Raw genomic sequence first — 25435 nt, forward strand, 5'->3', positions numbered from 1 at the left:
CCCGTCCGCGAGCCCGCATGAGTGCCGACCCCGCCCGCGCCGAGTCCGGTCACACCCCCATGATGCAGCAGTACCTGCGCATCAAGGCTGAGCATCCCGACACGCTCGTGCTCTACCGCATGGGCGATTTCTACGAGCTGTTCTTCGACGACGCCCGCAAGGCGCACCGCCTGCTCGACATCACTCTCACCAGCCGCGGCCAGAGCGCCGGCGAGCCGGTCGTGATGGCCGGCGTGCCGGTGCACGCGCTCGAGAACTATCTCGGCAAACTGGTCAAGCTTGGCGAGTCGGTCGCGATCGCCGAGCAGGTGGGCGACGTGGCGACGGCCAAGGGGCCGGTCGAGCGCAAGGTGGTGCGCGTCGTCACGCCGGGCACCGTGACCGACACCGAGCTGCTGTCGGAGCGCGTCGACACCCTGCTACTGGCGGTGACGCGCCAGCGTGCGAGCTATGGCCTGGCCTGGCTGGGCCTGAGCAGCGGCACGCTGGGCCTCAGCGAATGCGGCGAGCGCGAGCTCGCGGGCTGGCTGGCGCGCCTGGGCCCCGCCGAGGTGCTGGTCGACGACCGCGACGACGCGGCGCTGACGGTCGCGCTTTCCGCCACTCGCACCGCGCTCACGCGGCGACCCGCGTGGCAGTTCGACGCGGCGCTGGGCCGCCGCAAGCTGTGCGAGCAACTGCGCGTTGCCAGTCTCGCCGGCTTCAATGCCGAGGACGTGACCGCAGCCCACGCCGCCGCCGCCGCGCTGCTCAGCTACGCCGAGCACACCCAGGGCCGGGCGCTGGCCCATGTGGGTTCGCTGGCGGTGGAGCGCGCGAGCGATCTGCTGGAACTGCCGCCGGCCACGCACCGCAACCTCGAGCTGACACAGACGCTGCGCGGCGAGGACGCGCCGACGCTGCTGTCGCTGCTCGACGTGTGCCGCACCGGCATGGGCTCGCGCGCCTTGCGCCACTGGCTCACGCACCCGGCGCGCGTGCGCACGGCGGCCCGCGCGCGCCACGAAGCGATCGGCGCGCTGATGGAACGTGGCGGCGAGGTGTTGCGCGAGGCGTTGCGCGGCGTCAGCGACGTCGAGCGCATCACCGCGCGCATCGCGCTGCGCCAGGTGCGTCCGCGCGAACTGACCGGCCTGCGCGCCACGCTGCTGGCGCTGCCCGCGCTGCGCGACGGCGTGCCGCGCGACAGCGCGCTGCTGGCCGATCTGGCACAGCAGCTCTCGCCGCCTCCGGAGATCGCCGAACTGCTGCAGCGCGCCATCGCCGACGAGCCGGCGGTGCTGCTGCGCGACGGCGGCGTCATCGCAACGGGCCACGACGCCGCGCTCGACGAGCTGCGCGGCATCGCGCAGAACTGCGACGCCTTCCTGCTGGACCTGGAGGCGCGCGAGCGCAACCGCACGGGCATCGCCAACCTGCGCGTGCAGTTCAACCGCGTGCACGGCTTCTACATCGAGGTCACGCAGGGCCAGGTCGACAAGGTGCCGGCCGACTACCAGCGCCGCCAGACGCTGAAGAACGCCGAGCGCTACATCACGCCGGAGCTGAAGGCCTTCGAAGACAAGGCGCTGTCGGCGCAGGAGCGTGCTCTGGCGCGCGAGAAGCTGCTGTACGACGGCGTGCTCGACGCGCTGCAGCCGCAGCTGGCCGCGCTGGGCGCCGTGGCGCGCGCGCTGGCCAGCCTGGACGCGCTGGCCGCGCTGGCCGAGCGCGCAGCGGTGCTGAACTGGTGCTGCCCGGAGTTCGTGAGCCAGCCCTGCATCGAGATCGAGCAGGGCCGCCACCCGGTCGTCGAGGCACGGCTGGCCGAGACCGGCGGCGGTGGTTTCATCCCCAACGACTGTCGGCTCGACGCCAACCGCCGCATGCTGGTGATCACCGGTCCCAACATGGGCGGCAAGTCGACCTTCATGCGCCAGGTGGCGCTGGTGGTGCTGCTCGCCGCGATGGGCTCCTACGTGCCGGCCGCGGCCTGCCGGCTCGGCCCGGTGGACGCCATCCACACCCGCATCGGCGCGGCCGACGACCTAGCCAATGCGCAGTCCACCTTCATGCTCGAGATGACCGAGGCGGCCGCCATCGTCCACGGTGCCACCGAGCACTCGCTGGTGCTGATGGACGAGATCGGCCGCGGCACCTCCACCTTCGACGGTCTGGCGCTGGCCGGGGCGATCGCCAGTCAGCTGCACGACCGCAACCGCGCCTTCACGCTGTTCGCGACCCACTATTTCGAGTTGACCGCCTTCCCCGAGAAGCACCCGCGTGCGCTGAACGTGCACGTCAGCGCGGCCGAGTCGCACACCGGCCACGGCGACGACATCGTGTTCCTGCACGAGATCCAGCCTGGCCCGGCCAGCCGCAGCTACGGCGTGCAGGTGGCACGGCTGGCCGGCATGCCGGCGCCGCTGCTGCGTCAGGCGCGCGCGACACTGGAGGCGCTGGAGGCCCAGCAGGCGGCCAGCTCCTCGCAGATCGACCTGTTCGCCGCGCCGCCGCCCTCGCCGCCGCGCGAAGCCACCGAGCTCGAGCGGGCCCTGGCCGGCGTCGAACCCGATACATTGACCCCGCGGGAAGCGCTCGACGCGCTCTACCGCCTCAAATCGCTCCACGAGCGTTCCAAGGAAAACTGACATGACCTACTGCGTCGGCGTGCGGCTCAATGCCGGCCTCGTGTTCCTGTCCGACTCGCGCACCAACGCCGGGCTCGACCAGATCAGCACCTTCCGCAAGATGATGGTCTACGAGAAGCCCGGCGACCGCTTCATGGTGCTGTTGTCGGCCGGCAACCTGAGCATCAGCCAGTCGGTGCGCGAGATCCTGCAGGTCGAGAAGCTGGAGAACGGCGACAAGCCGCCGCTGACGATCTGGAACGCCACCAGCATGTTCGATGCGGTGCGCGTGCTCGGCAGCGCGGTGCGCCGCGTGCACGAGCAGGACGGCGCCTCGCTCAAGCGCGCCGGCATCGACTTCAACGCCTCGATGATCTTCGGCGGCCAGATCGCCGGCGAGGCAATGCGGCTGTTCCTCGTCTACTCGGCTGGCAACTTCATCGAGGCCACGCGCGAGACCTGCTACTTCCAGATCGGCGAGAGCAAGTACGGCAAGCCCATCCTCGACCGCATGATCACGCCGGCCACCAGCCTGGACGAGGCGGCCAAGTGCGCGCTGGTGTCGATGGACTCCACGCTGAAGTCCAACCTCTCCGTCGGTCTGCCGCTGGACCTGCTGGTCTACCAGGACGGCCGCTTCCAGACCGAGCAGATCGTCTGCATCGACGAGCACAACGAATACTTCCGCATGATCCGCGGCAGCTGGGGCCAGAAGCTGCGCGCCGCCTTCGAGAGCATCGACGCGCCGCAATGGGACAGCGGCGGCGCCGCGGCCCATCCGCTGCGCACCGGCCACGAACGCTGCGAACCGATGCGCAAGATCACCCACCCGAACGAACGCATCGTCTGAGCATGGCGGGCGGACGCGGACGCTCGCGCGGCGCCATCGTCTTCTCGCACGCCAACGGCTTTCCGGCCGGCACCTACCGGCTGCTGTTCGAGCACTGGCGCGCAGCCGGCTACACGGTGCACGCGGTCGAGAAATTCGGCCACCAGCCGGCCTACCCGGTGACCGGCAACTGGCCGCACCTGCGCGATGAACTGATCCACTTCGCCGAACGTGCGCTCGTCGACGAAGCGCCGGCCTGGTTCGTCGGCCACTCGCTGGGCGGCTTCCTCAGCGTGCTGGCCGCGACCCGGCGGCCCGACCTGGCGCGCGGCGTGGTGCTGCTCGACTCGCCGATCATCGGTGGCTGGAAGGCACGCGCGCTGCAATTTGCCAAGGCGACCGGTCTCGGTGAACGCTACTCGCCGGCCGCCGTGTCGCGGCGGCGTCGCCAGCACTGGCCCAGTGACCAGGCGGCCTTCGAGCACTTCGCCGCCAAGCCGGTGTTCGCCCGCTGGCACCCCGAGGTGCTGCACGACTACGTCGCCGCCGGCACCGAACCGGCCGGCGCGGTGCGCGCGCTCAGTTTCCGGCGCGAGGTCGAGACCGAGATCTACCGGACCCTGCCGCACCATCTGCCGCACGTCCTGCGCAGGCATCCGCTCAGTTGTCCGGTCGCCTTCATCGGCGGCACCGCGTCGGCCGAGGTGCGCCAGGTGGGCCTGCGCGCGACTGAGCGTCTCACCCAGGGGCGGGTGAGCTGGATCGAAGGCGGCCACCTGTTCCCGATGGAGCGTCCGCTGGAGACGGCCAAGGCGGTGCTCTCGCAGTTGCGCAGCCTGGCTTGCGCCCACCGCGCGACCGGCTGACGCCGAGACCACCGGGCAGGCGGGCCCGGCCCGGCCCGGCCCGGCCGATATACTCTCGCTTTACCACCACGGCACTTTTGGAAACAACGTGCCGCATGTCATGACCAAGTTCGTCTTCGTCACCGGCGGTGTGGTGTCCTCCCTCGGCAAGGGCATCGCGTCGGCATCGCTCGCGGCCATCCTGGAATCGCGCGGCCTCAAGGTCACCCTGATCAAGCTCGATCCGTATCTGAACGTCGATCCGGGCACGATGTCGCCGTTCCAGCACGGCGAGGTCTTCGTCACCGACGACGGCGCCGAGACCGACCTCGACCTCGGCCACTACGAGCGCTTCATCAGCACCCGCATGAAGCGCAGCAACAACTTCACGACCGGCCAGATCTACAAGTCTGTGCTCGAGAAGGAACGCCGCGGCGACTACCTCGGCAAGACGGTGCAGGTGATCCCGCACGTCACCAACGAGATCCAGGAGTTCGTCAAGCGCGGCGCGAACGACGTCGACGTGGCCATCGTCGAGATCGGCGGCACCGTCGGCGACATCGAGTCGCTGCCCTTCCTGGAAGCGGTGCGCCAGATGGCACTGCGTGCCGGCCCCAGCAACTCGGCCTTCGTGCACCTGACCTACGTGCCGTGGATCGCCGCGGCCGGCGAGCTCAAGACCAAGCCCACGCAGCACACCGTGCAGAAGATGCGCGAGATCGGCATCCAGCCCGACGCGCTGCTGTGCCGCGCCGACCGCGAGATTCCGGAAGACGAACGCGACAAGATCTCGCTGTTCACCAACGTCGGTCTGCAGGGCGTGATCTCGATGTGGGACGTGGACACGATCTACAAGGTGCCGCGCATGCTGCACGAGCAGCGCCTGGACGAGCTGATCTGCATGAAGCTGCAGCTGCTCACCAAATCGGCCGACCTGCGCCGCTGGGACCGCCTGGTGCACGAGGTGACCCACCCGCAGCACGAGGTGACGATCGCGATGTGCGGCAAGTACACCGATCTGTCGGACTCGTACAAGTCGCTCAACGAGGCGCTGCGCCACGCCGGCATCCACCATCACGCCCGGGTCAAGATCGAATACGTGGACTCGGAGCTGCTGAACGAGTCCAACATCGACCAGCTGGCCGGTTATGACGCCATCCTGGTGCCCGGCGGCTTCGGGAAGCGCGGCGTGGAAGGCAAGATCCTCACCGCCCGCTACGCACGCGAGCACAAGATCCCCTATCTCGGCATCTGCCTGGGCATGCAGGTCGCGACCATCGAGGTGGCCCGCCACCTGGCCGGCCTGAAAGATGCCAACAGCACCGAGTTCGAACCCGCCACGCCGCACCCGGTGATCGCGCTGATCGACGAGTGGCAGGACGCCGACGGATCGGTCCAGAAGCGCGACGCCAACTCCGACCTGGGCGGCACCATGCGCCTGGGCGCCCAGAGTTCCGACGTGAAGCCCGGCACGCTGGCCCACCAGATCTACGGCCCGGTCGTCACCGAGCGCCACCGCCACCGCTACGAGGCCAACGAGCACTACCTCGACCGCCTGCAGCAGGCCGGACTGGTGATCAGCGCGATCACCCAGCGCGAGAAGCTGACCGAGATGGTCGAGCTGCCGCAGAGCGTGCACCCGTGGTACGTGGGCGTGCAGTTCCACCCCGAGTTCAAGTCCACGCCGTGGGCGGGACATCCGCTGTTCATCAGCTACGTCAAGGCAGCGCTCGTCCATCAGGCGGAGCGCGGCGCATCCGGTAGTTTGCAGAAGGTGGCGGCATGAATTTGTGTGGGTTCGAGATCGGCCTCGACCGACCCTTCTTCCTGATCTCCGGCCCCTGCGTGGTCGAGAGCGAGCAGCTGCAGATGGACGTGGCGGGCCGCCTGAAGGAAATCACCTCGGCGCTCGGCATCCCCTTCATCTTCAAGTCCAGCTACGACAAGGCCAACCGCTCGTCGGGCACCTCGTTCCGCGGCCCGGGCATGGACAAGGGTCTGGAGATCCTCGCCAAGGTGCGCCGGGAACTGCAGGTGCCGGTGCTGACCGACGTGCACAGCGAGGCCGAGATCCCGGTCGTCGCGCAGCACGTCGACGTGCTGCAGACGCCCGCCTTCCTGTGCCGCCAGACCGACTTCATCCGTGCCGTCGCGCAGAGCGGCAAGCCGGTGAACATCAAGAAGGGCCAGTTCCTCGCGCCGGGCGACATGAAGAACGTGATCCAGAAGGCGCGCGACGCCGCCCGCGAGAAGGGCCTGCCGGACGACGTGTTCATGGCCTGCGAGCGCGGCGCGAGCTTCGGCTACAACAACCTCGTGTCCGACATGCGCAGCCTGGCCATCATGCGCGAGACCGGCAGCCCGGTGGTCTTCGACGCGACCCACAGCGTGCAGCTGCCCGGCGGCCAGGGCAACAGCTCGGGCGGCCAGCGCGAGTTCGTGCCGGTGCTGTCGCGCGCGGCCATCGCGGTCGGCGTGGCGGGCGTGTTCATGGAAACCCACCCGGACCCGGCCCGCGCGCTGAGCGACGGCCCGAATGCGGTGCCGCTGAAGCACATGAAGGCCCTGCTGGAGCAGCTGGTCAGCATCGACCGCGTGGTCAAGGCGCAGCCGCTGCTCGAGAACGATTTTTCCTGTTGATGTTGACCACCCCCGTTGCGGCTTCGCCGCTCCCCCTCGAGGGGGCGACGCTGGCGGACCGGCGAAGCCGGATCCGCGGCGTCCGCTCCTCGAATACTTCCCTTCCTTATTGAAAGCAACGCCATGAGTGCCATCGTTGACATCGTCGGGCGCGAGATCCTCGACAGCCGCGGCAACCCCACCGTCGAATGCGACGTGCTGCTCGAGAGCGGCGTGATGGGCCGCGCCGCGGTGCCGAGCGGCGCCTCGACCGGCTCGCGCGAGGCGATCGAGCTGCGCGACGGCGACAAGGGCCGCTACCTCGGCAAGGGCGTGCTGAAGGCGGTCGAGCACCTCAACACCGAGGTCTCGGAAGCCGTGCTGGGGCTCGATGCCTCCGAGCAGGCCTTCCTCGACAAGACACTGATCGACCTCGACGGCACCGACAACAAGGCCCGCATCGGCGCCAACGCGACGCTGGCGGTCAGCATGGCCGTGGCGCGCGCGGCGGCCGAGGAATCGGGCCTACCGCTGTACCGCTACTTCGGCGGCATGGGCGGCATGCAGCTGCCGGTGCCGATGATGAACGTGGTCAACGGCGGGGCGCACGCCAACAACAGCCTCGATCTGCAGGAGCTGATGATCATCCCGGTGGGCGCGCCGAGCTTCCGCGAAGCGGTGCGCTGGGGTGCGGAGACCTTCCACGCGCTGAAGAAGATCCTGCACGACAAGGGCATCAGCACCGCGGTGGGCGACGAGGGTGGCTTCGCCCCGAGCGTCGAGAACCACGAGGCGGCGATCCAGATGATCCTCGAGGCCATCGACAAGGCCGGCTACACCCCGGGCACCCAGATCGCGCTGGGCCTCGACTGCGCCGCCAGCGAGTTCTACAAGCCGGGCAAGAACGGCTCGCTGGTCTACCAGCTCGATGGCGAGGGCGGCCTGTCGCTGTCGGCCCAGCAGTGGACCGACATGCTGGCCGGCTGGGTCGACAAGTACCCGATCATCAGCATCGAGGATGGCATGGCCGAGGGCGACTGGGCCGGCTGGGCCCACCTGACCGAGGTGCTGGGCAAGAAGGTGCAGCTGGTCGGCGACGACCTGTTCGTCACCAACACCAAGATCCTGCAGGAAGGCATCGACAAGGGCATCGCCAACTCGATCCTGATCAAGATCAACCAGATCGGCACGCTCACCGAGACCTTCGCCGCCATCGAGATGGCCAAGCGCGCCGGCTACACCGCCGTGATCTCGCACCGCTCGGGCGAGACCGAGGACAGCACCATCGCCGACATCGCGGTGGGCACCAACGCCGGCCAGATCAAGACCGGCTCGCTGTCGCGCAGCGACCGCATGGCCAAGTACAACCAGCTGCTGCGCATCGAGGAGGACCTGGGCGACGTCGCGGTCTACCCCGGCCGCGCCGCGTTCTACAACCTGCGCTGAGCCGCCGCTGCCCGTCGCGCCCGCCGCCGCCATGCGCCTGATCACCTTCGCGCTGGTCGCGTTGCTGGCCCTGGTCCACGCCGAGCTGTGGTTCGGCAAGGGCGGGGTCGGCCGGGTGGTCGGCCTGCAGGCGCAGCTGCGCGAGCAGCAGGCGAAGAACGAGGTGGCGCAGACGCGCAACGACCGGCTCTCGGCCGAGGTCCGCGACCTGAAGGAAGGCCTCGAGATGGTCGAGGAGAAGGCGCGCGCCGAGCTCGGCATGCTCAAGACCGACGAGATCTACGTCCAGTACGCGCCGCGGCGCTAGCCCCGCGCCCGACGCACTCCCGCCCCGACGCGCCGTAGGCGACGCGTGCCTCGCGATGCTCACCTCGCTGATCGACTTCCTCAACGCACCGGCCTTCGTGCTCGGCCCGCTGGCCGCCAGCCGCGCCGAGCTGGCCGGCGCGCTGCTGGGCGTCTGGATGGTGTGGTGCAACCTGCGCGTCGACCCGCTGGCCTGGCCGCTGGCGATCACCAGCTCGGCGCTCTACGGCCTGGTGTTCTGGGAGGCCCGGCTGTACGGCGATGCGTCGCTGCAGCTGCTGTTCATCGCGGTCGCGTTCTGGGGCTGGTGGCAGTGGCTGCGCGGCACCCAGGCCGACGGCCGCACGCTCACGGTGCGCCATCTCGCCCCGCGCGGCCGGCTGCAGGCGCTGCTGGCCTTCGCGCTGCTGTGGCCGGCCACCGCGCTGCTGCTGCGCCACGGCACCGACACCGACGTGCCCTGGTGGGACGCCTTCCCCACCGCCGGCAGCGTGGTGGGCCAGGTGCTGCTGGGCCGCAAGCTGGTCGAGAACTGGCCGGTGTGGGTCGCCGTCAATGCTGTCGGCGTGAGCCTGTTCGCCTACAAGGGGCTGTGGCTCACCGTCGGCCTCTATGCGCTGTTCGCGCTGCTGGCCGCGATCGGCTGGCGCGCCTGGGCCCGCAAGGCCGCGGCGGCGAGCCCGGCATGAGGCAGCTCGCGAGGCAGTGCGCATGGGCCCGGTGATCGCGCTGGTCGGCGCCGAGAGCACCGGCAAGACCACGCTGGCCCATGCGCTGGCGCTGGAGCTCCGTTCGCTCGGCCGACCCGCCACGCGGGTGGCCGAGTACCTGCGCGAGTTCTGCGACGCGCACGGCCGCACGCCGCGGCCCGAGGAACAGGCCGCGATCGCCGACGAGCAATGGCGCCGCATCGAGGCCGCCGCGCGGGATGGCCACACCGTGCTGGCCGACACCACGCCGCTGATGATCGCCGTCTACAGCGAGTTCGTGTTCGGCGACCGCAGCCTCTACCCGCTGGCGCTCGAGCGCCAGCGCCGCTGCACACTCACGCTGCTGACCGGGCTCGACCTCGCCTGGCAGCCCGACGGCCTGCAGCGCGACGGGGCCCAGGTGCGCGGCCCGGTCGACCGGCTGGTGCGGAACGCGCTGGCGTCGGCGGCGCTGCCCTATTCGGTGGTCTACGGCGAAGGCCCGGCGCGCACGGCAGCCGCGCTGGCAGCGCTGCGCACGCGCCTGGGCCTGCCCGCGCGGGCCGCCGCGGCATCCGACGCAGGCCCCCGGCTGCGCGGCCGCTGCCGGGAATGCCTCCTGCCCGAGTGCGAACATCTGTCGTCCGCCCCGCGGTGAACCCGCCCTCGCCATGAGCCCCCCCGATTCCTCGTCCCCTCCGTCCTCCCACCCGCCGCGACCGATCCGCAGCTTCGTGCTGCGTGCCGGCCGCATGGGCAGCGGCCAGACGCGTGCGCTCGCCGAACTCGGCCCGCGCTTCGCGCTGCCGTTCCGGCGCGAGCCGCTCGACCCGCAGGCCGCGTTCGGCCGCCGCGCCCCGTTGGTGCTGGAGATCGGCTTCGGCATGGGCGACGCCACCGCGCAGATCGCCGCCGCCCGGCCCGACACCGACTTCATCGGCTGCGAGGTGCACACGCCCGGCGTCGGCGCGCTGCTCAAGCAGATCGGCGAGCGCGAACTGACGAACCTGCGCATCGTGCAGCACGACGCGGTCGAGGTGCTCGAGCACATGCTCGAGCCCGGCTCGCTGGCCGGCATCCACCTGTTCTTCCCGGACCCCTGGCACAAGAAGAAGCACCACAAGCGCCGCCTGGTGCAGCCCGCCTTCGTGGCGCGGCTGGTGACGCGGCTCGCGCCGGGCGGCTACCTGCACTGCGCCACCGACTGGCAGCCCTATGCCGAGCAGATGCTCGAGGTGCTGGGGGCCGAGCCGGCGCTGCGCAACAGCGCCGACGGCTACGCGCCGCGGCCCGAGTACCGCCCGCTGACGAAGTTCGAGCAGCGCGGCCTGCGGCTGGGCCACGGCGTCTGGGACCTGGTGTTCGTCCGGCGCTAGGCCCGCGCCAGCGCCGGGATCTAGGAGCGGCCGATGCCGAGGTCCTTCAGTTCGTGCTCCGACATGGCCTGCAGTTCGCGCACTGCCGCGCGGCGCACGCGGCGCGCCGCCCATGCGGCCCGCAGCCGGCGCAGGAAGGACCGCCGCGGGCCGGTCCGGATCGTGGATGTCGTTGTCATCGTCTTCTCCCTTCGCGAGCACATGCCCTCATCGTGCAACGTCACGTGCTATCGTGGAAGTTGAGATTACTGAGGTTTTCTATCAGACTTCCTGATGCGCGAACTCAACCTCGACCAGTTGCGCACCCTGGTGTCGATCGCCGACCTGGGCACGTTCTCGGCCGCCGCGAGGGCGCTGCACCTGGCTCAACCCACGGTCAGCCTGCACATCGGCGAGCTGGAATCGCGGCTCGGAGCGCCGCTGGTCGTGCGCGGCAGCCGGCGCGTCGCGCCAACGGCCGCCGGCGCCGCGCTGATCGATCGTGCCCGGCGCCTGCTGCGCGACGCCGATGAGGCCGTCGACACCGTGCAGCGCCACGCCCGCGGTCAGGCCGGGCGCGTGCGCCTGGGCACCTCGACCGGCGTGATCGTGCACCTGCTGCCGCAGGTGCTGAAGGTGCTCGAGCAGGAGCATGCGGGCATCGACGTGGAGGTGGCCATCCTCGGATCGAACCACTGCATGGAGCGGCTCGCCGCCGGTACGCTGGACATCGGCCTGATCGCGCTGCCGCAGCCGCCGGTGCGCGATCTCGTGGTGACGCACTGGCGCAACGACCCGATGAGGGCCTTCGTGCCGCCGCGCTGGCGTGCCCCCCGGGCGGCCACGCCGGACTGGCTGGCCGCGCAGCCGCTGATCTTCAACGACGCGACGACCCGCATGTACCGGATGACGATGGAGTGGTTTGCCGCCGCCGGCCACGCGCCGCGTGCCCGCATCGAGCTCAACTACACGGAGGCGATCAAGAGCCTGGTAGCGGCCGGCTATGGCGCCGCGATCCTGCCGATGGAGAGCTCGGCCGTCGCGGTGGCCGCGGGCACCGATCCCGTGCAGCTGATCCCGCTGCGGCCAGCGCTGACCCGCAGCCTCGGCGTGGCGCACCGCGCGCCGTCGTCGCTGGACGGCGCGACGCGGATCGTGCTCGCCACGCTGGAGCGCTTCAGACAGCGCTGAGTGCCGCCCTCCCTTCGGCTCAGTCCTTCCAGTCCACCCAGCCGCCCCAGGCGCTCAGCAGCACCAGGCCGCCGAAGGCGATGCGGTACCAGGCGAACACGGTGAAGTCGTGCGTCGACACGTAGCGGATCAGCCAGCGGATGCAGACCAGCGCGCTGAGGAAGGCGAACACCACGCCGACCGCGAACACCGGCAGATCGCCCCAGCTCAGCAGGTCGCGCTGCTTGATCAGCGAATAGGCGCCGGCGCCCATCAGCGTCGGGATGCCGAGGAAGAAGCTGAACTCGGTGGCCGCCTTGCGCGAAAAGCCGAACAGCATCGCACCGATGATGGTGGCGCCCGAGCGGCTGGTGCCCGGGATCAGCGCAGCGCACTGCACCAGGCCGACCTTCAGGGCGTCGAGGGCGCTCATGTCGTCGATCGTCTCGACGCGCGCCACGCGCCCGCCCTCGAGATCGCGATCACCGAACAGCGCCCGGTGGCGGCGCTCGACCCACAGGATGATCAGCCCGCCGACCACGAAGGCCGTCGCCACCGGCACCGGATGGAACAGGTGCTCCTTGATCAGCCCGCCCAGCGCGAGGCCGGAGACGACCGCCGGCACGAAGGCGACCAGCAGGTTGCGCACGAAGCGCTGCGCCACCGCCTCGTGCGTGATGCCGGCCACCGTGGCTCGCAGGCGCACCCGGTACTCCCAGATCACGGCGAACATGGCGCCGGTCTGGATCGCGATGTCGAACACCTTCACGATCTCGCCGGTGAAGTTGAGCAGCGACGCAGTCAGGATCAGGTGTCCGGTGCTCGAGATCGGCAGGAACTCGGTGAGTCCCTCGACGATGCCCATGATCGCGGCCTTGACGAGCAGCAGGATGTCCAAGAAAACGTCTCCGGTGCGGCAAAGCGATCGATGTTAGCTGCCGACCCCGACCGCGCCGCGCCGCCGGGCCACGGCGATCCCCGTGATCGCGGGGATGCGTGAAGGCTTCACCGATCTTTACCGGATCGCCACCGGCGAGGCACCGTCGCGACGGCGCTCAGCGGCATCCTCGGCGCTGCGGTCGGGATCTGCCGCGCCCGGTTTGACCCCCTCGCGGGCCGGCGCTACATTAATGACCGATTAGTCAGTAAATCCATGTCACGAACTGCCGACTCCCTCCCCTCGACCCGCCAGCGGCGCAAGGAAGCACGCCCGCAGGAGTTGCTCGACGCCGCCCTCGATCTGTTCGTCGAGAAGGGCTTCGCGGCGACGCGCTCGGAGGAGGTGGCGGCGCGCGCCGGCGTCTCCAAGGGCACCCTCTACCTCTATTACCCCAGCAAGGAAGAGCTGCTGAAGGCGGTGATCCGCGAGAACATCTCGCAGGAGATCGCCGAGGGCGAGGACATCGTGCGCGGCTTCGACGGGCCGACGGCCGAACTGCTGGCCCACCTGATGGCCGAGTGGTGGCGCCGTATCGGCGAGACCCGCGCCTCGGGCATCTGCAAGTTGATCATTTCGGAAGTTCGCAACTTCCCCGACATCGCGCAGTTCTACCTCGACGAAGTGGTGCTGCCGGCCGAGCGCATGATCGGCGGTGTGGTCCAGCGTGGCATCGATCGCGGCGAGTTCCGCCCGGTGGCGGTCGACGACGTGGTGCATGCACTGATGGCGCCGATGCTGTTCCTGATGCTGCACAAGCATTCGATGGGCGCCTGCCCGAACCTGGACCGCCGCCTCGACGCGCCGCGCGTGGTTGCAATGCAGGTCGACCTGGTGCTCAACGGCCTCGTGCCGCGCACCGCGCCGCGCGGCGGCGCGCGGAAAGCGAAGGCATGAAGCGCCAGGCGGCGTGGTGGATCGGTGCCGCCGTCGTGCTGCTGGTCAGCGCGGCGCTGGGCCGCGGCCTGCTGGCACGCAAGGCCGAGCAGGGCCGCATGCTGGTGCGCCCCGCCGACGTGGCCCTCGAACTCGCGCCGCTGGACGTGGCCCGGGTTCAGCCGCGAGAACTGCTGCGCACGCTCGAGATCACCGGCGCACTGAAGGCGGTGAATTCCGCGGTGGTGAAGGCCAAGGTGGCGGGCGAGGTGCAGCAACTCGGTGTGCGCGAGGGCGATCGTGTCACCGCCGGCCAGGAGCTGGGCCGCATCGACGCGACCGAGTACGCCTGGAAGCTGCGCCAGGCGCAGGAGCAGTCGGCCCAGGCCGGTGCGCAGCTCGACATCGCCGAGCGCGCACTGGAGAACAACCGCGCCCTGGTGAATCAGGGCTTCATCTCGAAGAACGCGCTCGACACGTCGGTCTCGAACGCGGCCGCCGCACGTGCGGCGTTGCAGGCGGCCCGGGCGGCTGCCGAACTGGCGCGCAAGGCCCAGAACGACACGGTGCTGCGGGCGCCGATCGCCGGCGAGGTGTCGCAGCGCGCAGCGCAGCCCGGTGAACGCGTGGCGGTCGACGCGAAGCTGGTCGAGATCGTCGATCTGTCGCGGATCGAGCTCGAGGCGGCGGTCGCGCCCGAGGACGTGGGCGAGGTACGCATCGGGGCGGCCGCCCGCCTGCAGGTCGACGGCATCGCGGCGCCGGTGGTGGCGCGCGTGGCCCGCATCAACCCGGCCGCCCAGGCCGGCACGCGTGCGGTGATGGTCTATCTCGCGGTCGACCCCCAGCCCGGCCTGCGCCAGGGCCTGTTCGCCAAGGGGCGCATCGAGCTGGAGCGCCGCACCGCGAGCAGCGTGCCGGCGACGGCCGTGCGCATCGACCAGGCGCGTCCCTATGTGTTGGCGGTCGAGGACGGCCGGGTGGTGCAGCACGGCGTCGAACTGGGTCTGCGGGCGGACGCCACGGCCCGCGGCGACGAGGCGCTGGTCGAGGTGCGCTCCGGCATCGCCGACGGCAGCACGGTGCTGCGCGGCACCGTGGGTGGGGTGCGCGAAGGCACCCGGGTGCGGCTGCCGGCGCCCGGCGAGGCGGCCGCGCCAGCCACCGCGTCGGCCTCGTCGGGCGCCACCACGACGCGCTGAAACGCAGGACAGCGACCGCCCCATGTGGTTCACCCGCGTCTCGATCGCCAACCCGGTGATGGCCACGATGGTGATGCTCTCCTTCGTCGTGCTCGGCCTGTTCAGCTACCAGCGGCTGTCGGTCGACCAGTTTCCCAACATCGACTTTCCCACCGTCGTGGTGCAGTTCGACTACCCCGGCGCCTCGCCCGAGATCGTCGAGAGCGAGGTGACGAAGAAGGTCGAGGAGGCGGTCAACACCGTCGCCGGGATCAACTCGCTGTACTCGCGCTCCTACGAGGGCAGCTCGATCGTCATCATCGAGTTCAACCTCGACGTCGACGGCCGCAAGGCCGCCGAGGACGTGCGCGAGAAGGTCGCGCTGGTGCGCCCGCTGCTGCGCGAGGAGGTCGAGGAGCCGCGCGTCTCGCGCTTCGACCCGGCCAGCCAGCCGGTCTTCAACGTCGCCGTGCTGTCCGAGGACGGCCGGCGCAGCACCCAGGAGCTCACCACCTGGGCCACCCAGGTGCTGCAGAAGAGGCTGGAGAACGTGCGCGGCGTCGGTGCGGTGTCGCTGATCGGCGGGCTGGAGCGCGAGATCAACATCTACCTGCGGCCTGCGGCGATGGAGGCGCTGGGCGTCAGCGTGGAGCAGGTGCTGGCCGCGGTGAAGAGCGAGAACCAGGAGCTGCCGATGGGCGCGATCCGCTCGCGCGAGCAGGAGCGCGTGGTGCAGATCAACGCGCGCATGAAGACGCCCGAGGATTTCCGCGACATCGTCGTCGCGCGCAAGGGCGCCGCCGGCAACAACCTGAGCGCCGGCGCGCCGATCCGGCTGCGCCAGCTGGCCGACGTGGTGGACGGTCCGCAGGAGCTGGAGACGCTGGCGCTCTACAACGGCCAGCGCACCGTGCTGCTGTCGGTACAGAAATCCCAGGGTGAGAACACCATCGCCGTGGTCGACGGGCTGCAGCGCGCGCTGGAGAACGCCCGCGACGTGACACCGCCGGGCATCCGCACCGAGATCAACCGCGACAACTCGCGCTCGATCCGCGTGTCGGTGGCGAACGTCAAGCGCACGCTGATCGAGGGCGCGGCGCTGACGATCCTGATCGTGTTCCTGTTCCTCAACTCCTGGCGCTCCACCGTCATCACCGGCCTGACGCTGCCGATCGCGCTGATCGGCACCTTCCTGTTCATGTACGCGTTCGGCTTCACCATCAACACCATCACGATGATGGCGCTGAGCCTGTGCGTGGGCCTGCTGATCGACGACGCCATCGTGGTGCGCGAGAACATCGTGCGCCACGTGCAGATGGGCAAGAGCCCGCACCAGGCCGCACTCGACGGCACCCAGGAGATCGGCCTCGCGGTGCTGGCCACCACGTTGAGCATCGTCGCGGTGTTCCTGCCGATCGGCTTCATGGGCGGCATCGTGGGCAAGTTCTTCCACGAGTTCGGGCTCACCATCGTCGCGGCGGTCCTGATCTCGATGTTCGTGAGCTTCACGCTCGACCCCATGCTGTCGAGCGTGTGGAACGACCCGCAGGCCCACGGCGCTCATCGCGGCCCGCCGCTCACGCTGTACGACCGGACCATCGGTCGCGTCACCGGCGCGTTCGACCGCTTCACCGGGCGGCTGTCGAACGGCTACCAGCGCATCCTGCGCTGGTCGCTCGCGCACCGGCTCGCGACGCTGGGCCTGGCCGTCGCCACCTTCGCGGGCAGCTTCTTCGTCATCCCGCTGCTCGGCGCCGAGTTCGTGCCCAAGGCCGACTTCTCGGAGACCCAGCTCAACTTCTACACGCCGGTCGGCTCGTCGATCGAACTCACCGAGCAGCGCGCGAAGCAGATCGATCAGGTGCTGCGCGAGATGCCCGAGGTGCGCTACACCGTCACCACCATCAACAGCGGCCAGGCGCTCGGCAAGATCTACGGCGCTGTCTACGTGCGTCTGGTCGACCGCAAGGATCGCGTGCGCGACGTGGCGCAACTGGCGGTGCCGCTGCGCGAGCGCCTTGCCGGCATTCCCGGCATCACGGTCACCAACATCGGCCAGACCGACCTGGGCGGCGGCAAGAGCCTGCAGTTCTCGATCCAGGGCCCCGATCTCGCCGAGCTGGCACGCCTGTCCGCGCTGATCACCGCGAAGCTGCGTGACATCCCCGGTCTGGTGGATCTGGACAGCACGCTCAAGCCCGACAAGCCCACGGTGTCGATCGAGGTGAAGCGCGACGCCGCGGCCGATGCGGGGCTCAACGTCGACGCGCTCGCCGGCAGCCTGCGCACGCTGGTGGCGGGCACCACGGTGGGCAACTGGCGCGCGCCGGACGGCGAGAACTACGACGTGAACGTGCGCCTCGCGCCCGAGAGCCGCCACTCGCTGGCCGACCTGGCGCGGCTGCCGCTCAACGTGACGGCCGCGGCCGACGGCGCGCCGCGCATCGTGCGACTGTCGCAGGTGGCCGAGGTGAGCCCGTCGACCGGTCCGAACCAGATCAACCGCCGCGACCTCAACCGCGAGATCAACATCGACGCCAACGCCTTCGGCCGCAGCTCGGGTGATGTGTCGGCGGACATCCGCAAGCTGCTCGACAGCGTGGCCTGGCCGCCTGGCTACCGCTACAGCTTCGGCGGCTCGACCAAGAACATGCAGGAGTCGTTCAGCTATGCGATCGGTGCGCTGGCTCTGGCCGTCGTCTTCATCTACATGATCCTCGCCAGCCAGTTCCGGAGCTTCCTGCAGCCGCTGGCGCTGATGAGCTCGCTGCCGCTCACGCTGATCGGCGTGGTGCTGGCGCTGCTGGCGTTCCGCTCCACGCTCAACATGTTCAGCATCATCGGCATCGTGATGTTGATGGGACTGGTGACCAAGAACGCCATCCTGCTGGTCGACTTCGCGATCCGCTCGCGCGAGGGCACGCACGGCGCCGCCGGGGAGCACGCGCCGATGGGCCGCGAGGACGCCCTGCTGCACGCCGCGCAGGTGCGCCTGAGGCCGATCCTGATGACCACGCTGGCCATGATCTTCGGCATGGTGCCGCTGGCCTTTGCGCTCAGCGAGGGTTCGGAGCAGCGCGCGCCGATGGGCCAGGCCGTGATCGGCGGCGTGATCACGTCGTCACTGCTGACGCTGGTGGTGGTGCCGGTGATCTACTGCTACCTCGACGACCTGGCCAGCTGGGCGCGTCGCCGCTGGCACCCGCACCGGCCGGCGCCAGGGGGCACCGCACAGGCGGACGCCCTGTCGTGAGACCGATACCTCCCTCGAAATAGAATTCGCCGCCCTGAAAACCCCCTTCCGCGAGAGCCTCATGAACATCGAACAAGCCCGCTTCAACATGATCGAACAGCAGATCCGCCCCTGGGATGTGCTGGACTCCTCGGTGCTGTCGCTGCTGGCCGTGGTACGCCGCGAGGAGTTCGTGCCGTCGGCCTACCGCGCCATGGCCTTCACCGACATGGAGCTGCCACTGGCCGAGGGGCAGTTCATGCTGTCGCCCAAGGTCGAGGCCCGCCTGCTGCAGGAGCTGGCGGTGCACAAGCACGAGCGCGTGCTCGAGGTCGGCACGGGGTCGGGCTTCATGGCCGCGCTGCTCGGCCACAAGGCCCGCGAAGTGCTCAGCCTCGAGATCCGCCCCGCACTGGCGCTGCAGGCCCGCATCAACCTGCAGCGCGCGGCGGTCGTCAACGTCGAGGTGCGCGAAGCCGACGGTTCACGCGCCACGGTGACCGACGGCCCGTTCGACGTGATCGCGCTCTCGGGCTCGGTGGCCGAGATCCCGCGCGGCCTGCTCGACCAGCTCAAGGTGGGCGGGCGACTCGCCGCCATCGTCGGCCGGGATCCGGTGATGCGCGCCGTGCTCGTGACCCGCACCGAGGGCGGCGGCTTCCACAGCGTGGAGCTGTTCGACACGCTGGCGCCGCGACTCGACGGCTTCGGCGAACCCTCCTCCTTCCGTTTCTGATCCCGCGTGCCGGCTCCCAGCAGAAAGATCCCCATGCCCCAGCGTTCCCCGCACTGCCCGCCGTCGCCGCTGCCGCGGCGGTACCGCCTGGCCCGGACGCTGACAGCCGGTCTGCTGCTCGGTGCTGCTGCGGTGGCACAGGCGCAGAGCCTGCAGTCGCTGTACGACGCCGCGCGCGGCTACGACGCCAGCTACCTGGCGGCCCGCGCACTGGCCGATTCGGCACAGTTCCGCTACGAGCAGGTGAAGGCGCTCAACCGCCCGAGCGTGGCCCTGACGGCGAGCACCACCCGCAGCGAGACCGACACCTCGGCGGGCAGCGCGAGCGGCACCAGCACCGGCGCACAGATCTCGGCGCTGCAACCGCTGTTCAACCGCAGCAACAGCAGCACGATCGACCAGGCCGAGAAGAGCTACGCGGTGTCGATGGCCGACCTCGAGAGCGCCGAGCAGGACCTGGTGGTACGGCTGAGCCAGGCCTACTTCGACGTGCTGGCAGCACAGGACACGCTGGCGACGACGCGCGCCAACAAGACCGCCATCGCCGAGCAGCTGGCCTCGGCGAAGCGCAATTTCGAGGTCGGCACCGCGACCATCACCGACACGCGCGAGGCGCAGGCCCGCTACGACCTCGCCACCGCGCAGGAGATCGCCGCCGAGAACGACCTGCGAGTGCGGCGCATCGCACTCGACCAGCTGGTCGGGCGCACCGACGTCGAACCGCGGCCGCTGACGGTCCCGGTGCAGCTGCCCGAGGTACTGCCGGCCAACGTGGAGGACTGGGTGACGCAGGCCGGCCAGTCGCCCAGCGTGCGCAAGGCCCAGCTGGCCTACGACGTGGCGCAGCTCGAGACCGAGAAGGCGCGTGCCGGCCACCTGCCGACGGTCGACCTGGTGGGCGGCGTCGGCCGCAACCGCAACACCGGCCGCACCGCCGGCACCGGTCTGAGCGGCAGCACCACCAGCGCGCAGATCGGCGTGGAGCTGAACCTGCCCCTGTTCGCCGGCTACTCGATCCAGAATCGCGTGAAGGAAACGTTGTCGCTGGAGGAGAAGTCGCGCAACGACCTGGAGTTCGCGCGCCGCAGCGTCACCCAGGGCACGCGCCAGGCCTACTTCACCCTGCAGTCGGGCCTGGCCACGGTGAAGGCGCTCGAAGCCGCCGAGGCCTCCAACAAGCTCGCGCTCGAGGCCACCCAGCTCGGCTACAAGGTCGGCGTGCGCGTCAACCTCGACGTGCTGAACGCGCAGACGCAGCTCTACACCACCCAGCGCGACCTGGCGCGCGCCCGCTACGACGTGGTGCTGGGCAACCTGTTGCTGCGCCAGGCGGCCGGCACGCTGAAGCCCGACGACGTGAGCATCGTCAACCGGCTGCTCGCGCCCTGAGACTCGCCGTCAGGGCCGCGCGTCGTCGCACGCGGCCGCACGGAACGCCCAGCCCATGCCGCCCCCGCTGCCTCCCGTCGACACCGCGCTCGTGATCGCCCGCACCCGGGCGTGGCTTAGGCATGCGGTGATCGGCCTGAACCTCTGCCCCTTCGCCAAGGCGGTGGAGGCCAAGGGCCAGGTGCGCTATGTCGTCAGCGAGGCCGCCGAGCCCGAGCGCCTGCTCGACGAGCTGTGCCGCGAACTGCGCGCTCTGGCCGAGGCCGACCCGGCGGAGGTCGACACCACGCTGCTGATGCATCCGCAGGTGCTGGGCGATTTCCTCGACTACAACGACTTCCTCGACCGGGTCGACGCCGCGATCGAGCGCCTGGGTTTCGAGGGCGTGCTGCAGGTGGCGAGCTTCCATCCGGACTACCAGTTCGCCGGCACCGCGCCCGACGATGCCGAGAATGCCAGCAACCGTGCACCCTACCCGACGCTGCACCTGCTGCGCGAGGCCAGCATCGACCGTGCCGTGGCGGCCTTCCCCGAGGCCGAGTCCATCTACGAGGCCAACATCCGCACGCTGCGCGAACTCGGCCGCGAGGGCTGGGCGGCGCTGCAGGCCGACATCAAGCGCGACGCGCCCGACACGCGCTGAGCCGCATCGCGCCGTGTCCGCGCTCCCCTACCTGGCCCACTACCCCGAGGCGCTGCAGGCCCAGGTGCGGGCGGCGCTCGCGCGGGGCGGCCTGGCCGAGGGCCTGCGGGCGCGCTACCCGGAGGCCCACGAGGTGCGCACCGATCGCGCGCTGTACGACTACGTCACCGGCCTCAAGTCCCGCTACCTGCGCCAGTCCGAGCCGCTGAGCAAGGTGGCCTACGACCCGCGCCTGCACGTGATCCGCAACGCGCTGGGCACGCACACCGCAGTGTCGCGCGTGCAGGGCACGCGCCTGAAGGCCAAGCGCGAGATCCGCGTGGCCAGCCTGTTCAAGGAGGCGCCGGCGGCGTTCCTGAAGATGATCGTCGTGCACGAACTCGCGCACCTGAAGGAGCGCGAGCACGGCAAGGCCTTCTATGCGCTGTGCACGCACATGGCACCGGACTACCACCAGCTGGAGTTCGATCTGCGGGTCTGGCTGACGGTGGCCGAGCCGCCGCAGCGCTAGCCGATCGAGAAGCCCCGGTAGCGCTCCGCCGCCACCTCGGCGCACAGCTTGCGGTAGGCGCCGAAGCCGCCGATGTAGGGCATGAACACACGCGGCTTGCCCGGGACATTGGCGCCCATGTACCAGGAATCCGCGCGCGGCAGCAGGGTCTTGTCGGCCAGCTCGTTGACGTGCGCCACCCAGGCCTCCTCGGCGTCCGGCGTCGGCTCGATGGTGGCCGCCTTGCGAGCGCGCAGGTAGTCGATGCAGTCGGCGATCCACTCGACATGCTGCTCGATCGAGGTCGGCATGTTGCCGAGCACCGACGGGCTGCCAGGGCCGGTGATCATGAACAGGTTGGGGAAGTCGGCGGTCGAAACCCCGAGATAGGTGCGCGGACCGGCCGCCCACTTCTCGCCGAGCGTCACGCCCCCGCGTCCTCGGATGCCCAGTCGCGTCAGCGGGCCGGTCAGCGCGTCGAAGCCGGTGGCGAACACGAGGATGTCGAGCGGATGGGTTCGCTCGCTGGTACGGACGCCCTGCGCGACGATCTCCTGGATCGGCGATTCGCGCAGGTCGACCAGGTCCACGTTGTCGCGGTTGTAGGTCTCGAAGTAGCCGGCATCCAGCGGCAGCCGCTTGGTCGCGATCGGATAGCCCTGCGGGATCAGCTTGCGCGCCACCGCGGGGTCATGGACGGCCTCGCGGATCTTCTGCCGCACGAACTCGGCGGCGGTCGCGTTCGCTTCCTCGTCGATCAGCAGGTCCTTGTAGCTGCCGAACATCCACTCGAAGCCGCCCTTCTGCCAGTTGGCCTCGTACTGCCGCTGGCGCTCCTGGTCATCGACATCGAACGCGCCGACGCTGCTGAAGTCATAGGGTTGCCCGATCGAGCTCCACTTGCAGGTCTCGCGGATCTGCTTGATGTCGCGCCGCAGCCGGACCTGCTCCTCCGGACCGAGGTCGCGATTGCCGTTAGGCACGCTGAACTGCGGCGTGCGCTGGAACACCGTCAGGTGGGCCGCCTGCCGGGCGATGATGGGGATGGCCTGGATCGCGCTCGACCCGGTGCCGATCACACCGACGCGCTTGCCGCTGAAGTCCACGCCCGCGTGCGGCCAGGCGCCGGTGTGGTGCTGCTCGCCCTCGAAGCTTTCCCTGCCGGGGATCGCGGGCACCTGGGCCGACGACAGGCAGCCCACGGCCGTGATCAGGTAGCGCGCCTCGACCCGTTCGCCGGATTCGGTCTCGACCGTCCACAGCGCGCGCTGCTCGTCGTAGGTGGCGCCCGTCACCGCGGTGTCGAAATCGAAGGCCGGCTTCAGGTCGAGCGTGTCGGCCACGTACTCCAGGTAGCGGAGGATCTCGGGCTGCCCGGGGAAGCGTCGGCTCCATTGCCAGCCCTGCACGAGCTCGTCGGAGAAGGAGTACGAGTAGACCCACGACTCGGAGTCCGAACCGGCCCCCGGATAGCGATTCCAGTACCAAGTGCCGCCGACCCCGCCGCCGCGCTCGAAGGCGCGCAGCGACAGCCCCATCTCGCGCAGCCGGTGCACCATGTAGAGGCCGGCGAAACCGGCCCCGATGACCACTGCGTCCACACGGGCAGCCCGGCTGCCGCGTTGCTCGTTCACCGACATGGCAAGGGGCTCCTTCGGCATCGCGCCGCTCGTCTCGTCGCGCCGTCCGATCAGTCGATCAGCCTCAGGGCCCGGGCGGCATTGATGGCCTGCAGGCGGTTGCCGACGCCGAGCTTCGAGTAGATGTTCTTCAGGTGAAACTTGACCGTGTTCTCCGAGACGAACAGACGCCCGGCGATCTCGCGATTGGAGATGCCGTTGAAGAGCGACTGCAGCATCTCCTTCTCGCGGCCCGACAGCGGTTCGACATGGAAGCCGTCGTGCAGGCCGGGGCGTTCCATCACGTCGATGCGCTGGCGCACCGGGGATTCGCGGAACGGGAGGAATGGGTCCATCGGTCGATGCTTCGCGGGAGAGTGGCAAGGAAGGCCACGCACCACCGTCACGGCGGCGTCGGCACGGCATGAACCTTAAAGTTCACGGGCCACCCCACCCAAGCACGTAGTTTCCCTAGCCGTTTTTTGTACCGCGCCAGAACAGCTTTCGCGGCCGCGGCGAACGCGTGGCCACCTGCGCTGCGGAGGCTAGGGCACGGTCCGCCGCAGCGCCTCGAAGAACAGCTCCGACTGCAGCCGCTCGCCCAGCGTCTGCTGCGCCACCTGCGCGGCGCAGGCGCGCTCCAGGTAGTAGAGGTCGTCGTAGGCGTGCGCCATCGACGCGCCGCAGACCACCACCCCGTGGTTGCCGAGGAACACCACGTCGGCCCCGTGCATGGCGCGCGCGATGCGTTCGCCCTCCGATGCATCGAGCGCCAGGCCGTTGTAGTGCGCATCGACGGCCACACGGCCATGGAAGCGCATCGCGTTCTGCGACAGCGTGGTGTCGAGCGCCCGATCGACGGTGAGCGTGAGCGCGGTCGCGTACGGCATGTGGGTGTGCAGCACGCAGGCCTGGCCGGCGATGCGGTGGATGGCGGCATGGATGAACATCGCCGTGGGCTCGACGTCGTGGCGGCCTGCCAGCCGGGCACCCTGCGCGTCGATCATCACGATGTCGTCGGCGCCGATCTCGCTCCACAGCAGGCCGCGCGGGTTCAGCAGGAAGCGGCCGGAGCCGTCGGGCAGTTCCACGCTGAAATGGTTGCACACGCCTTCGGCCAGGCCGTGAAGCGCCGCGGCCCGCAGCGCCAGCGCCAGGTCGGCGCGCAACCGCGTCACGGCGGCGGCGTGGAAGTCCGCATGCTGCTGCGGGTCGGGCGGGTCGGTGCGGCTCATGCGGACCAGTCTATCGGCTCGCCGGCATCCGGCGCGACCGGCCCGTGCTGGCCTGCAACTTGCACGAGCGCTGCACACCCTCCAGGATGTGCCATGACTGCCACCTTCATCAAGGCCGCCGAAGTCTGGATCCCCAGCGCCGACGGCACGCTGCTCGAGTTCGGCTGCGGCGGCTTCGGCCCGGCGCGCAGCTTCGCGACGATCAGCCGCTCCATGTGCTTCGGCCGTGGCGAGGGGCTGCCCGGCCGCGCCTGGGAGGAAGGCCGCCCGGTGCTGCTGCGGCAGTTCGAGGGTTCGATCTTCCAGCGCACCGCCGCCGCCCGCACCGCCGGCATGGACTGCGCCATCGCCCTGCCGCTGTACCTGCAAGACCGTCTCACGTCGGTGCTGGTGGTGTTCTGCGGCCACGTGCCCGGGCAGGCCGGTGCCCTGGAGCTGTGGCACCACGACCCGCGCATCACCACCGACATGACGCTGGTCGACGGCGCATACGGCCCCGGTGCGCAGGCCTTCGAGGCGATCTCCCAGGAGACCTATCTGCCGCGCGGCGTGGGGCTGCCGGGCCTGGCCTGGCAGCGCGGCGAGGCGGTGTTCGTCGAGGACCTGCCGGCCACGCCCGGCCGCTTCCTGCGCAGCGAGGAGGCCGCGGCGGCGGGCCTGCTGCGCGGCCTGGCGATCCCCGCGGGCTCGCGGCTCGCCGATCGCCACGTGGTGACCTTCCTGGCGAGCGCGCGGCTGCCGCTGGCGCACCGCATCGAGCGCTGGGTGCCCGACGTGGCGCAGTCCGAGCTGCGGAGAGTCGAGGCCTTCAGCGAACTGCACGGCGGCCGCTCCTCGGGCATCGCCCAGCTGCCGCTGTCGTCGACCGGCAGCTCGCTCGTCAAGGCCTTGCAGCGCGGTGTGCCGGTCATCAACGACTTCCCGGCCGACGAGCCGGGATCGCCCGCCGCTGCCGCGGTGGGCATCGGCGCGACGGCGCTCGTGGCGATCCCGGTGGTGTGGGAGGACGCCGTGGTGGAGGTCGTGGCGCTCTACCTGTAGTCGAGCAGGCCCCCCGGGACGCGGCGCAGCATGCCGCGATGCCCCCAAGCGACGGCAGTCCCTGATCGAGGTAGGCCTGATCGACAGCGTGGTCCGTCAGTTCATGAGAGGCAAGGAAGCCATGGTCTGCGTGGTGCGCCGCGGCAACGAGGCGGGGCGTCGGCTGCTGCTGCAGACGGCGGCGTGAA

24 protein-coding genes and 1 pseudogene are annotated in these 25435 nt (G+C 70.1%); 20 read left to right on the plus strand and 5 right to left on the minus strand.

Annotation, left to right across the window (positions count from 1 at the left end; translation table 11 throughout):
- Positions 1-17 precede the first annotated feature (17 nt).
- From mutS to trmB, 10 genes are all read left to right on the plus strand, one after another.
- Complete coding sequence (mutS, locus tag C1M51_RS03995) at positions 18-2630, plus strand: DNA mismatch repair protein MutS (protein ID WP_129448341.1); 2613 nt, start codon at positions 18-20, stop codon at positions 2628-2630.
- A gap of 1 nt (position 2631) precedes the next feature.
- Positions 2632-3459 (plus strand): proteasome-type protease, encoded by an 828-nt coding sequence (locus tag C1M51_RS04000; protein WP_129448342.1) that lies wholly within the window; start codon positions 2632-2634, stop codon positions 3457-3459.
- A gap of 2 nt (positions 3460-3461) precedes the next feature.
- Complete coding sequence (locus C1M51_RS04005; RefSeq protein WP_129448343.1) at positions 3462-4304, plus strand: alpha/beta fold hydrolase; 843 nt, start codon at positions 3462-3464, stop codon at positions 4302-4304.
- 100 nt (positions 4305-4404) lie between these two features.
- Positions 4405-6069, plus strand: coding sequence for a CTP synthase (locus C1M51_RS04010; protein ID WP_129448344.1), 1665 nt, complete (start codon positions 4405-4407; stop codon positions 6067-6069).
- Entirely contained in the window at positions 6066-6923 is an 858-nt protein-coding gene (kdsA, locus tag C1M51_RS04015) for a 3-deoxy-8-phosphooctulonate synthase (protein ID WP_129448345.1), read from the plus strand. Before C1M51_RS04010 ends, kdsA begins: the two co-directional genes overlap by 4 nt.
- Before the next feature lie 123 nt (positions 6924-7046).
- Complete coding sequence (eno, locus tag C1M51_RS04020) at positions 7047-8348, plus strand: phosphopyruvate hydratase (protein ID WP_011830430.1); 1302 nt, start codon at positions 7047-7049, stop codon at positions 8346-8348.
- A gap of 31 nt (positions 8349-8379) precedes the next feature.
- Complete coding sequence (gene ftsB, locus C1M51_RS04025) at positions 8380-8655, plus strand: cell division protein FtsB (protein ID WP_129448346.1); 276 nt, start codon at positions 8380-8382, stop codon at positions 8653-8655.
- A 55-nt stretch (positions 8656-8710) separates the two neighbouring features.
- Positions 8711-9343 carry a nicotinamide riboside transporter PnuC gene (gene pnuC, locus C1M51_RS04030; RefSeq protein ID WP_242499963.1) on the plus strand — a complete coding sequence of 211 codons (633 nt, stop codon included), beginning with the start codon at positions 8711-8713 and terminating at the stop codon, positions 9341-9343.
- 22 nt (positions 9344-9365) lie between these two features.
- The gene (locus tag C1M51_RS04035; protein WP_129448347.1) at positions 9366-10001 is read left to right on the plus strand and encodes an AAA family ATPase; all 636 of its coding nucleotides are present in this window, start codon (positions 9366-9368) and stop codon (positions 9999-10001) included.
- Between the two features lie 13 nt (positions 10002-10014).
- Positions 10015-10719, plus strand: coding sequence for a tRNA (guanosine(46)-N7)-methyltransferase TrmB (trmB, locus tag C1M51_RS04040; protein WP_129448348.1), 705 nt, complete (start codon positions 10015-10017; stop codon positions 10717-10719).
- A 20-nt stretch (positions 10720-10739) separates the two neighbouring features.
- Here the strand turns inward: trmB and C1M51_RS04045 are convergent, their stop codons facing one another.
- Positions 10740-10898 (minus strand): DUF1127 domain-containing protein, encoded by a 159-nt coding sequence (locus C1M51_RS04045; RefSeq protein ID WP_129448349.1) that lies wholly within the window; start codon positions 10896-10898, stop codon positions 10740-10742.
- Positions 10899-10992: 94 nt separating this feature from the next.
- On the opposite strand from C1M51_RS04045, the gene C1M51_RS04050 reads away from it, so the two are divergent.
- A complete protein-coding gene (locus tag C1M51_RS04050; protein ID WP_129448350.1) occupies positions 10993-11889 on the plus strand; it encodes a LysR family transcriptional regulator in 897 nt (298 codons plus the stop codon).
- Positions 11890-11908: 19 nt separating this feature from the next.
- Here C1M51_RS04050 and C1M51_RS04055 read toward each other — a convergent pair whose 3' ends face one another.
- On the minus strand, positions 11909-12766 hold the full coding sequence (locus tag C1M51_RS04055; RefSeq protein ID WP_129448351.1) for an undecaprenyl-diphosphate phosphatase: 858 nt from the start codon (positions 12764-12766) through the stop codon (positions 11909-11911).
- A gap of 255 nt (positions 12767-13021) precedes the next feature.
- Between C1M51_RS04055 and C1M51_RS04060 the strand changes: the two genes are divergently transcribed.
- From C1M51_RS04060 to C1M51_RS04090, 7 genes are all read left to right on the plus strand, one after another.
- A complete protein-coding gene (locus C1M51_RS04060) occupies positions 13022-13702 on the plus strand; it encodes a TetR/AcrR family transcriptional regulator (protein ID WP_129448352.1) in 681 nt (226 codons plus the stop codon).
- Entirely contained in the window at positions 13699-14883 is a 1185-nt protein-coding gene (locus tag C1M51_RS04065) for an efflux RND transporter periplasmic adaptor subunit (protein ID WP_129448353.1), read from the plus strand. The genes C1M51_RS04060 and C1M51_RS04065 overlap by 4 nt, the downstream gene beginning before the upstream one ends.
- A gap of 22 nt (positions 14884-14905) precedes the next feature.
- Positions 14906-18115 carry an efflux RND transporter permease subunit gene (locus C1M51_RS04070; protein ID WP_129448354.1) on the plus strand — a complete coding sequence of 1070 codons (3210 nt, stop codon included), beginning with the start codon at positions 14906-14908 and terminating at the stop codon, positions 18113-18115.
- A gap of 61 nt (positions 18116-18176) precedes the next feature.
- Positions 18177-18830, plus strand: coding sequence for a protein-L-isoaspartate O-methyltransferase (locus C1M51_RS04075; protein ID WP_129448355.1), 654 nt, complete (start codon positions 18177-18179; stop codon positions 18828-18830).
- A 33-nt stretch (positions 18831-18863) separates the two neighbouring features.
- Complete coding sequence (locus C1M51_RS04080; protein WP_129448356.1) at positions 18864-20219, plus strand: TolC family outer membrane protein; 1356 nt, start codon at positions 18864-18866, stop codon at positions 20217-20219.
- Positions 20220-20274: 55 nt separating this feature from the next.
- A complete protein-coding gene (locus C1M51_RS04085; protein ID WP_129448357.1) occupies positions 20275-20862 on the plus strand; it encodes a DUF1415 domain-containing protein in 588 nt (195 codons plus the stop codon).
- A 13-nt stretch (positions 20863-20875) separates the two neighbouring features.
- Positions 20876-21373: a M48 family metallopeptidase gene (locus C1M51_RS04090; protein ID WP_129448358.1), complete on the plus strand. Its 498-nt coding sequence runs from the start codon at positions 20876-20878 to the stop codon at positions 21371-21373.
- Here C1M51_RS04090 and C1M51_RS04095 read toward each other — a convergent pair.
- The 3 genes from C1M51_RS04095 to C1M51_RS04105 all read right to left on the minus strand — a co-directional run bounded on the left by C1M51_RS04095 (position 21370) and on the right by C1M51_RS04105 (position 24206).
- The gene (locus tag C1M51_RS04095) at positions 21370-22992 is read right to left on the minus strand and encodes an NAD(P)/FAD-dependent oxidoreductase (RefSeq protein WP_129448359.1); all 1623 of its coding nucleotides are present in this window, start codon (positions 22990-22992) and stop codon (positions 21370-21372) included. The two genes, C1M51_RS04090 and C1M51_RS04095, sit on opposite strands and share 4 nt — an antisense overlap.
- 50 nt (positions 22993-23042) lie before the next feature.
- Positions 23043-23327 carry a helix-turn-helix transcriptional regulator gene (locus C1M51_RS04100; RefSeq protein WP_129448360.1) on the minus strand — a complete coding sequence of 95 codons (285 nt, stop codon included), beginning with the start codon at positions 23325-23327 and terminating at the stop codon, positions 23043-23045.
- Between the two features lie 189 nt (positions 23328-23516).
- Positions 23517-24206: an aldolase gene (locus C1M51_RS04105; protein WP_129448361.1), complete on the minus strand. Its 690-nt coding sequence runs from the start codon at positions 24204-24206 to the stop codon at positions 23517-23519.
- Positions 24207-24299: 93 nt separating this feature from the next.
- Between C1M51_RS04105 and C1M51_RS04110 the strand changes: the two genes are divergently transcribed.
- Together C1M51_RS04110 and C1M51_RS04115 are read left to right on the plus strand one after the other, a co-directional pair.
- Positions 24300-25247, plus strand: coding sequence for a GAF domain-containing protein (locus C1M51_RS04110; RefSeq protein WP_129448362.1), 948 nt, complete (start codon positions 24300-24302; stop codon positions 25245-25247).
- 61 nt (positions 25248-25308) lie between these two features.
- Positions 25309-25398: pseudogene (locus tag C1M51_RS04115) on the plus strand (serine protein kinase RIO); the annotation flags it as partial.
- Positions 25399-25435: the final 37 nt, after the last annotated feature.

Origin of the sequence: Methylibium sp. Pch-M (genome assembly GCF_004136295.1) — a bacterium.
GTDB classification, from domain to species: domain Bacteria; phylum Pseudomonadota; class Gammaproteobacteria; order Burkholderiales; family Burkholderiaceae_C; genus Methylibium; species Methylibium petroleiphilum.

Bases quoted from the DNA above. Each gene is read 5' to 3' on its own strand.
- mutS (WP_129448341.1), top strand. From the start codon at position 18: ATGAGTGCCGACCCCGCCCGCGCCGAGTCCGGTCACACCCCCATGATG.
- C1M51_RS04000 (WP_129448342.1), top strand. From the start codon at position 2,632: ATGACCTACTGCGTCGGCGTGCGGCTCAATGCCGGCCTCGTGTTCCTG.
- C1M51_RS04005 (WP_129448343.1), top strand. From the start codon at position 3,462: ATGGCGGGCGGACGCGGACGCTCGCGCGGCGCCATCGTCTTCTCGCAC.
- C1M51_RS04010 (WP_129448344.1), top strand. From the start codon at position 4,405: ATGACCAAGTTCGTCTTCGTCACCGGCGGTGTGGTGTCCTCCCTCGGC.
- kdsA (WP_129448345.1), top strand. From the start codon at position 6,066: ATGAATTTGTGTGGGTTCGAGATCGGCCTCGACCGACCCTTCTTCCTG.
- eno (WP_011830430.1), top strand. From the start codon at position 7,047: ATGAGTGCCATCGTTGACATCGTCGGGCGCGAGATCCTCGACAGCCGC.
- ftsB (WP_129448346.1), top strand. From the start codon at position 8,380: ATGCGCCTGATCACCTTCGCGCTGGTCGCGTTGCTGGCCCTGGTCCAC.
- pnuC (WP_242499963.1), top strand. From the start codon at position 8,711: ATGCTCACCTCGCTGATCGACTTCCTCAACGCACCGGCCTTCGTGCTC.
- C1M51_RS04035 (WP_129448347.1), top strand. From the start codon at position 9,366: ATGGGCCCGGTGATCGCGCTGGTCGGCGCCGAGAGCACCGGCAAGACC.
- trmB (WP_129448348.1), top strand. From the start codon at position 10,015: ATGAGCCCCCCCGATTCCTCGTCCCCTCCGTCCTCCCACCCGCCGCGA.
- C1M51_RS04045 (WP_129448349.1), bottom strand. From the start codon at position 10,898: ATGACAACGACATCCACGATCCGGACCGGCCCGCGGCGGTCCTTCCTG.
- C1M51_RS04050 (WP_129448350.1), top strand. From the start codon at position 10,993: ATGCGCGAACTCAACCTCGACCAGTTGCGCACCCTGGTGTCGATCGCC.
- C1M51_RS04060 (WP_129448352.1), top strand. From the start codon at position 13,022: ATGTCACGAACTGCCGACTCCCTCCCCTCGACCCGCCAGCGGCGCAAG.
- C1M51_RS04065 (WP_129448353.1), top strand. From the start codon at position 13,699: ATGAAGCGCCAGGCGGCGTGGTGGATCGGTGCCGCCGTCGTGCTGCTG.
- C1M51_RS04070 (WP_129448354.1), top strand. From the start codon at position 14,906: ATGTGGTTCACCCGCGTCTCGATCGCCAACCCGGTGATGGCCACGATG.
- C1M51_RS04075 (WP_129448355.1), top strand. From the start codon at position 18,177: ATGAACATCGAACAAGCCCGCTTCAACATGATCGAACAGCAGATCCGC.
- C1M51_RS04080 (WP_129448356.1), top strand. From the start codon at position 18,864: ATGCCCCAGCGTTCCCCGCACTGCCCGCCGTCGCCGCTGCCGCGGCGG.
- C1M51_RS04085 (WP_129448357.1), top strand. From the start codon at position 20,275: ATGCCGCCCCCGCTGCCTCCCGTCGACACCGCGCTCGTGATCGCCCGC.
- C1M51_RS04095 (WP_129448359.1), bottom strand. From the start codon at position 22,992: ATGTCGGTGAACGAGCAACGCGGCAGCCGGGCTGCCCGTGTGGACGCA.
- C1M51_RS04100 (WP_129448360.1), bottom strand. From the start codon at position 23,327: ATGGACCCATTCCTCCCGTTCCGCGAATCCCCGGTGCGCCAGCGCATC.
- C1M51_RS04105 (WP_129448361.1), bottom strand. From the start codon at position 24,206: ATGAGCCGCACCGACCCGCCCGACCCGCAGCAGCATGCGGACTTCCAC.
- C1M51_RS04110 (WP_129448362.1), top strand. From the start codon at position 24,300: ATGACTGCCACCTTCATCAAGGCCGCCGAAGTCTGGATCCCCAGCGCC.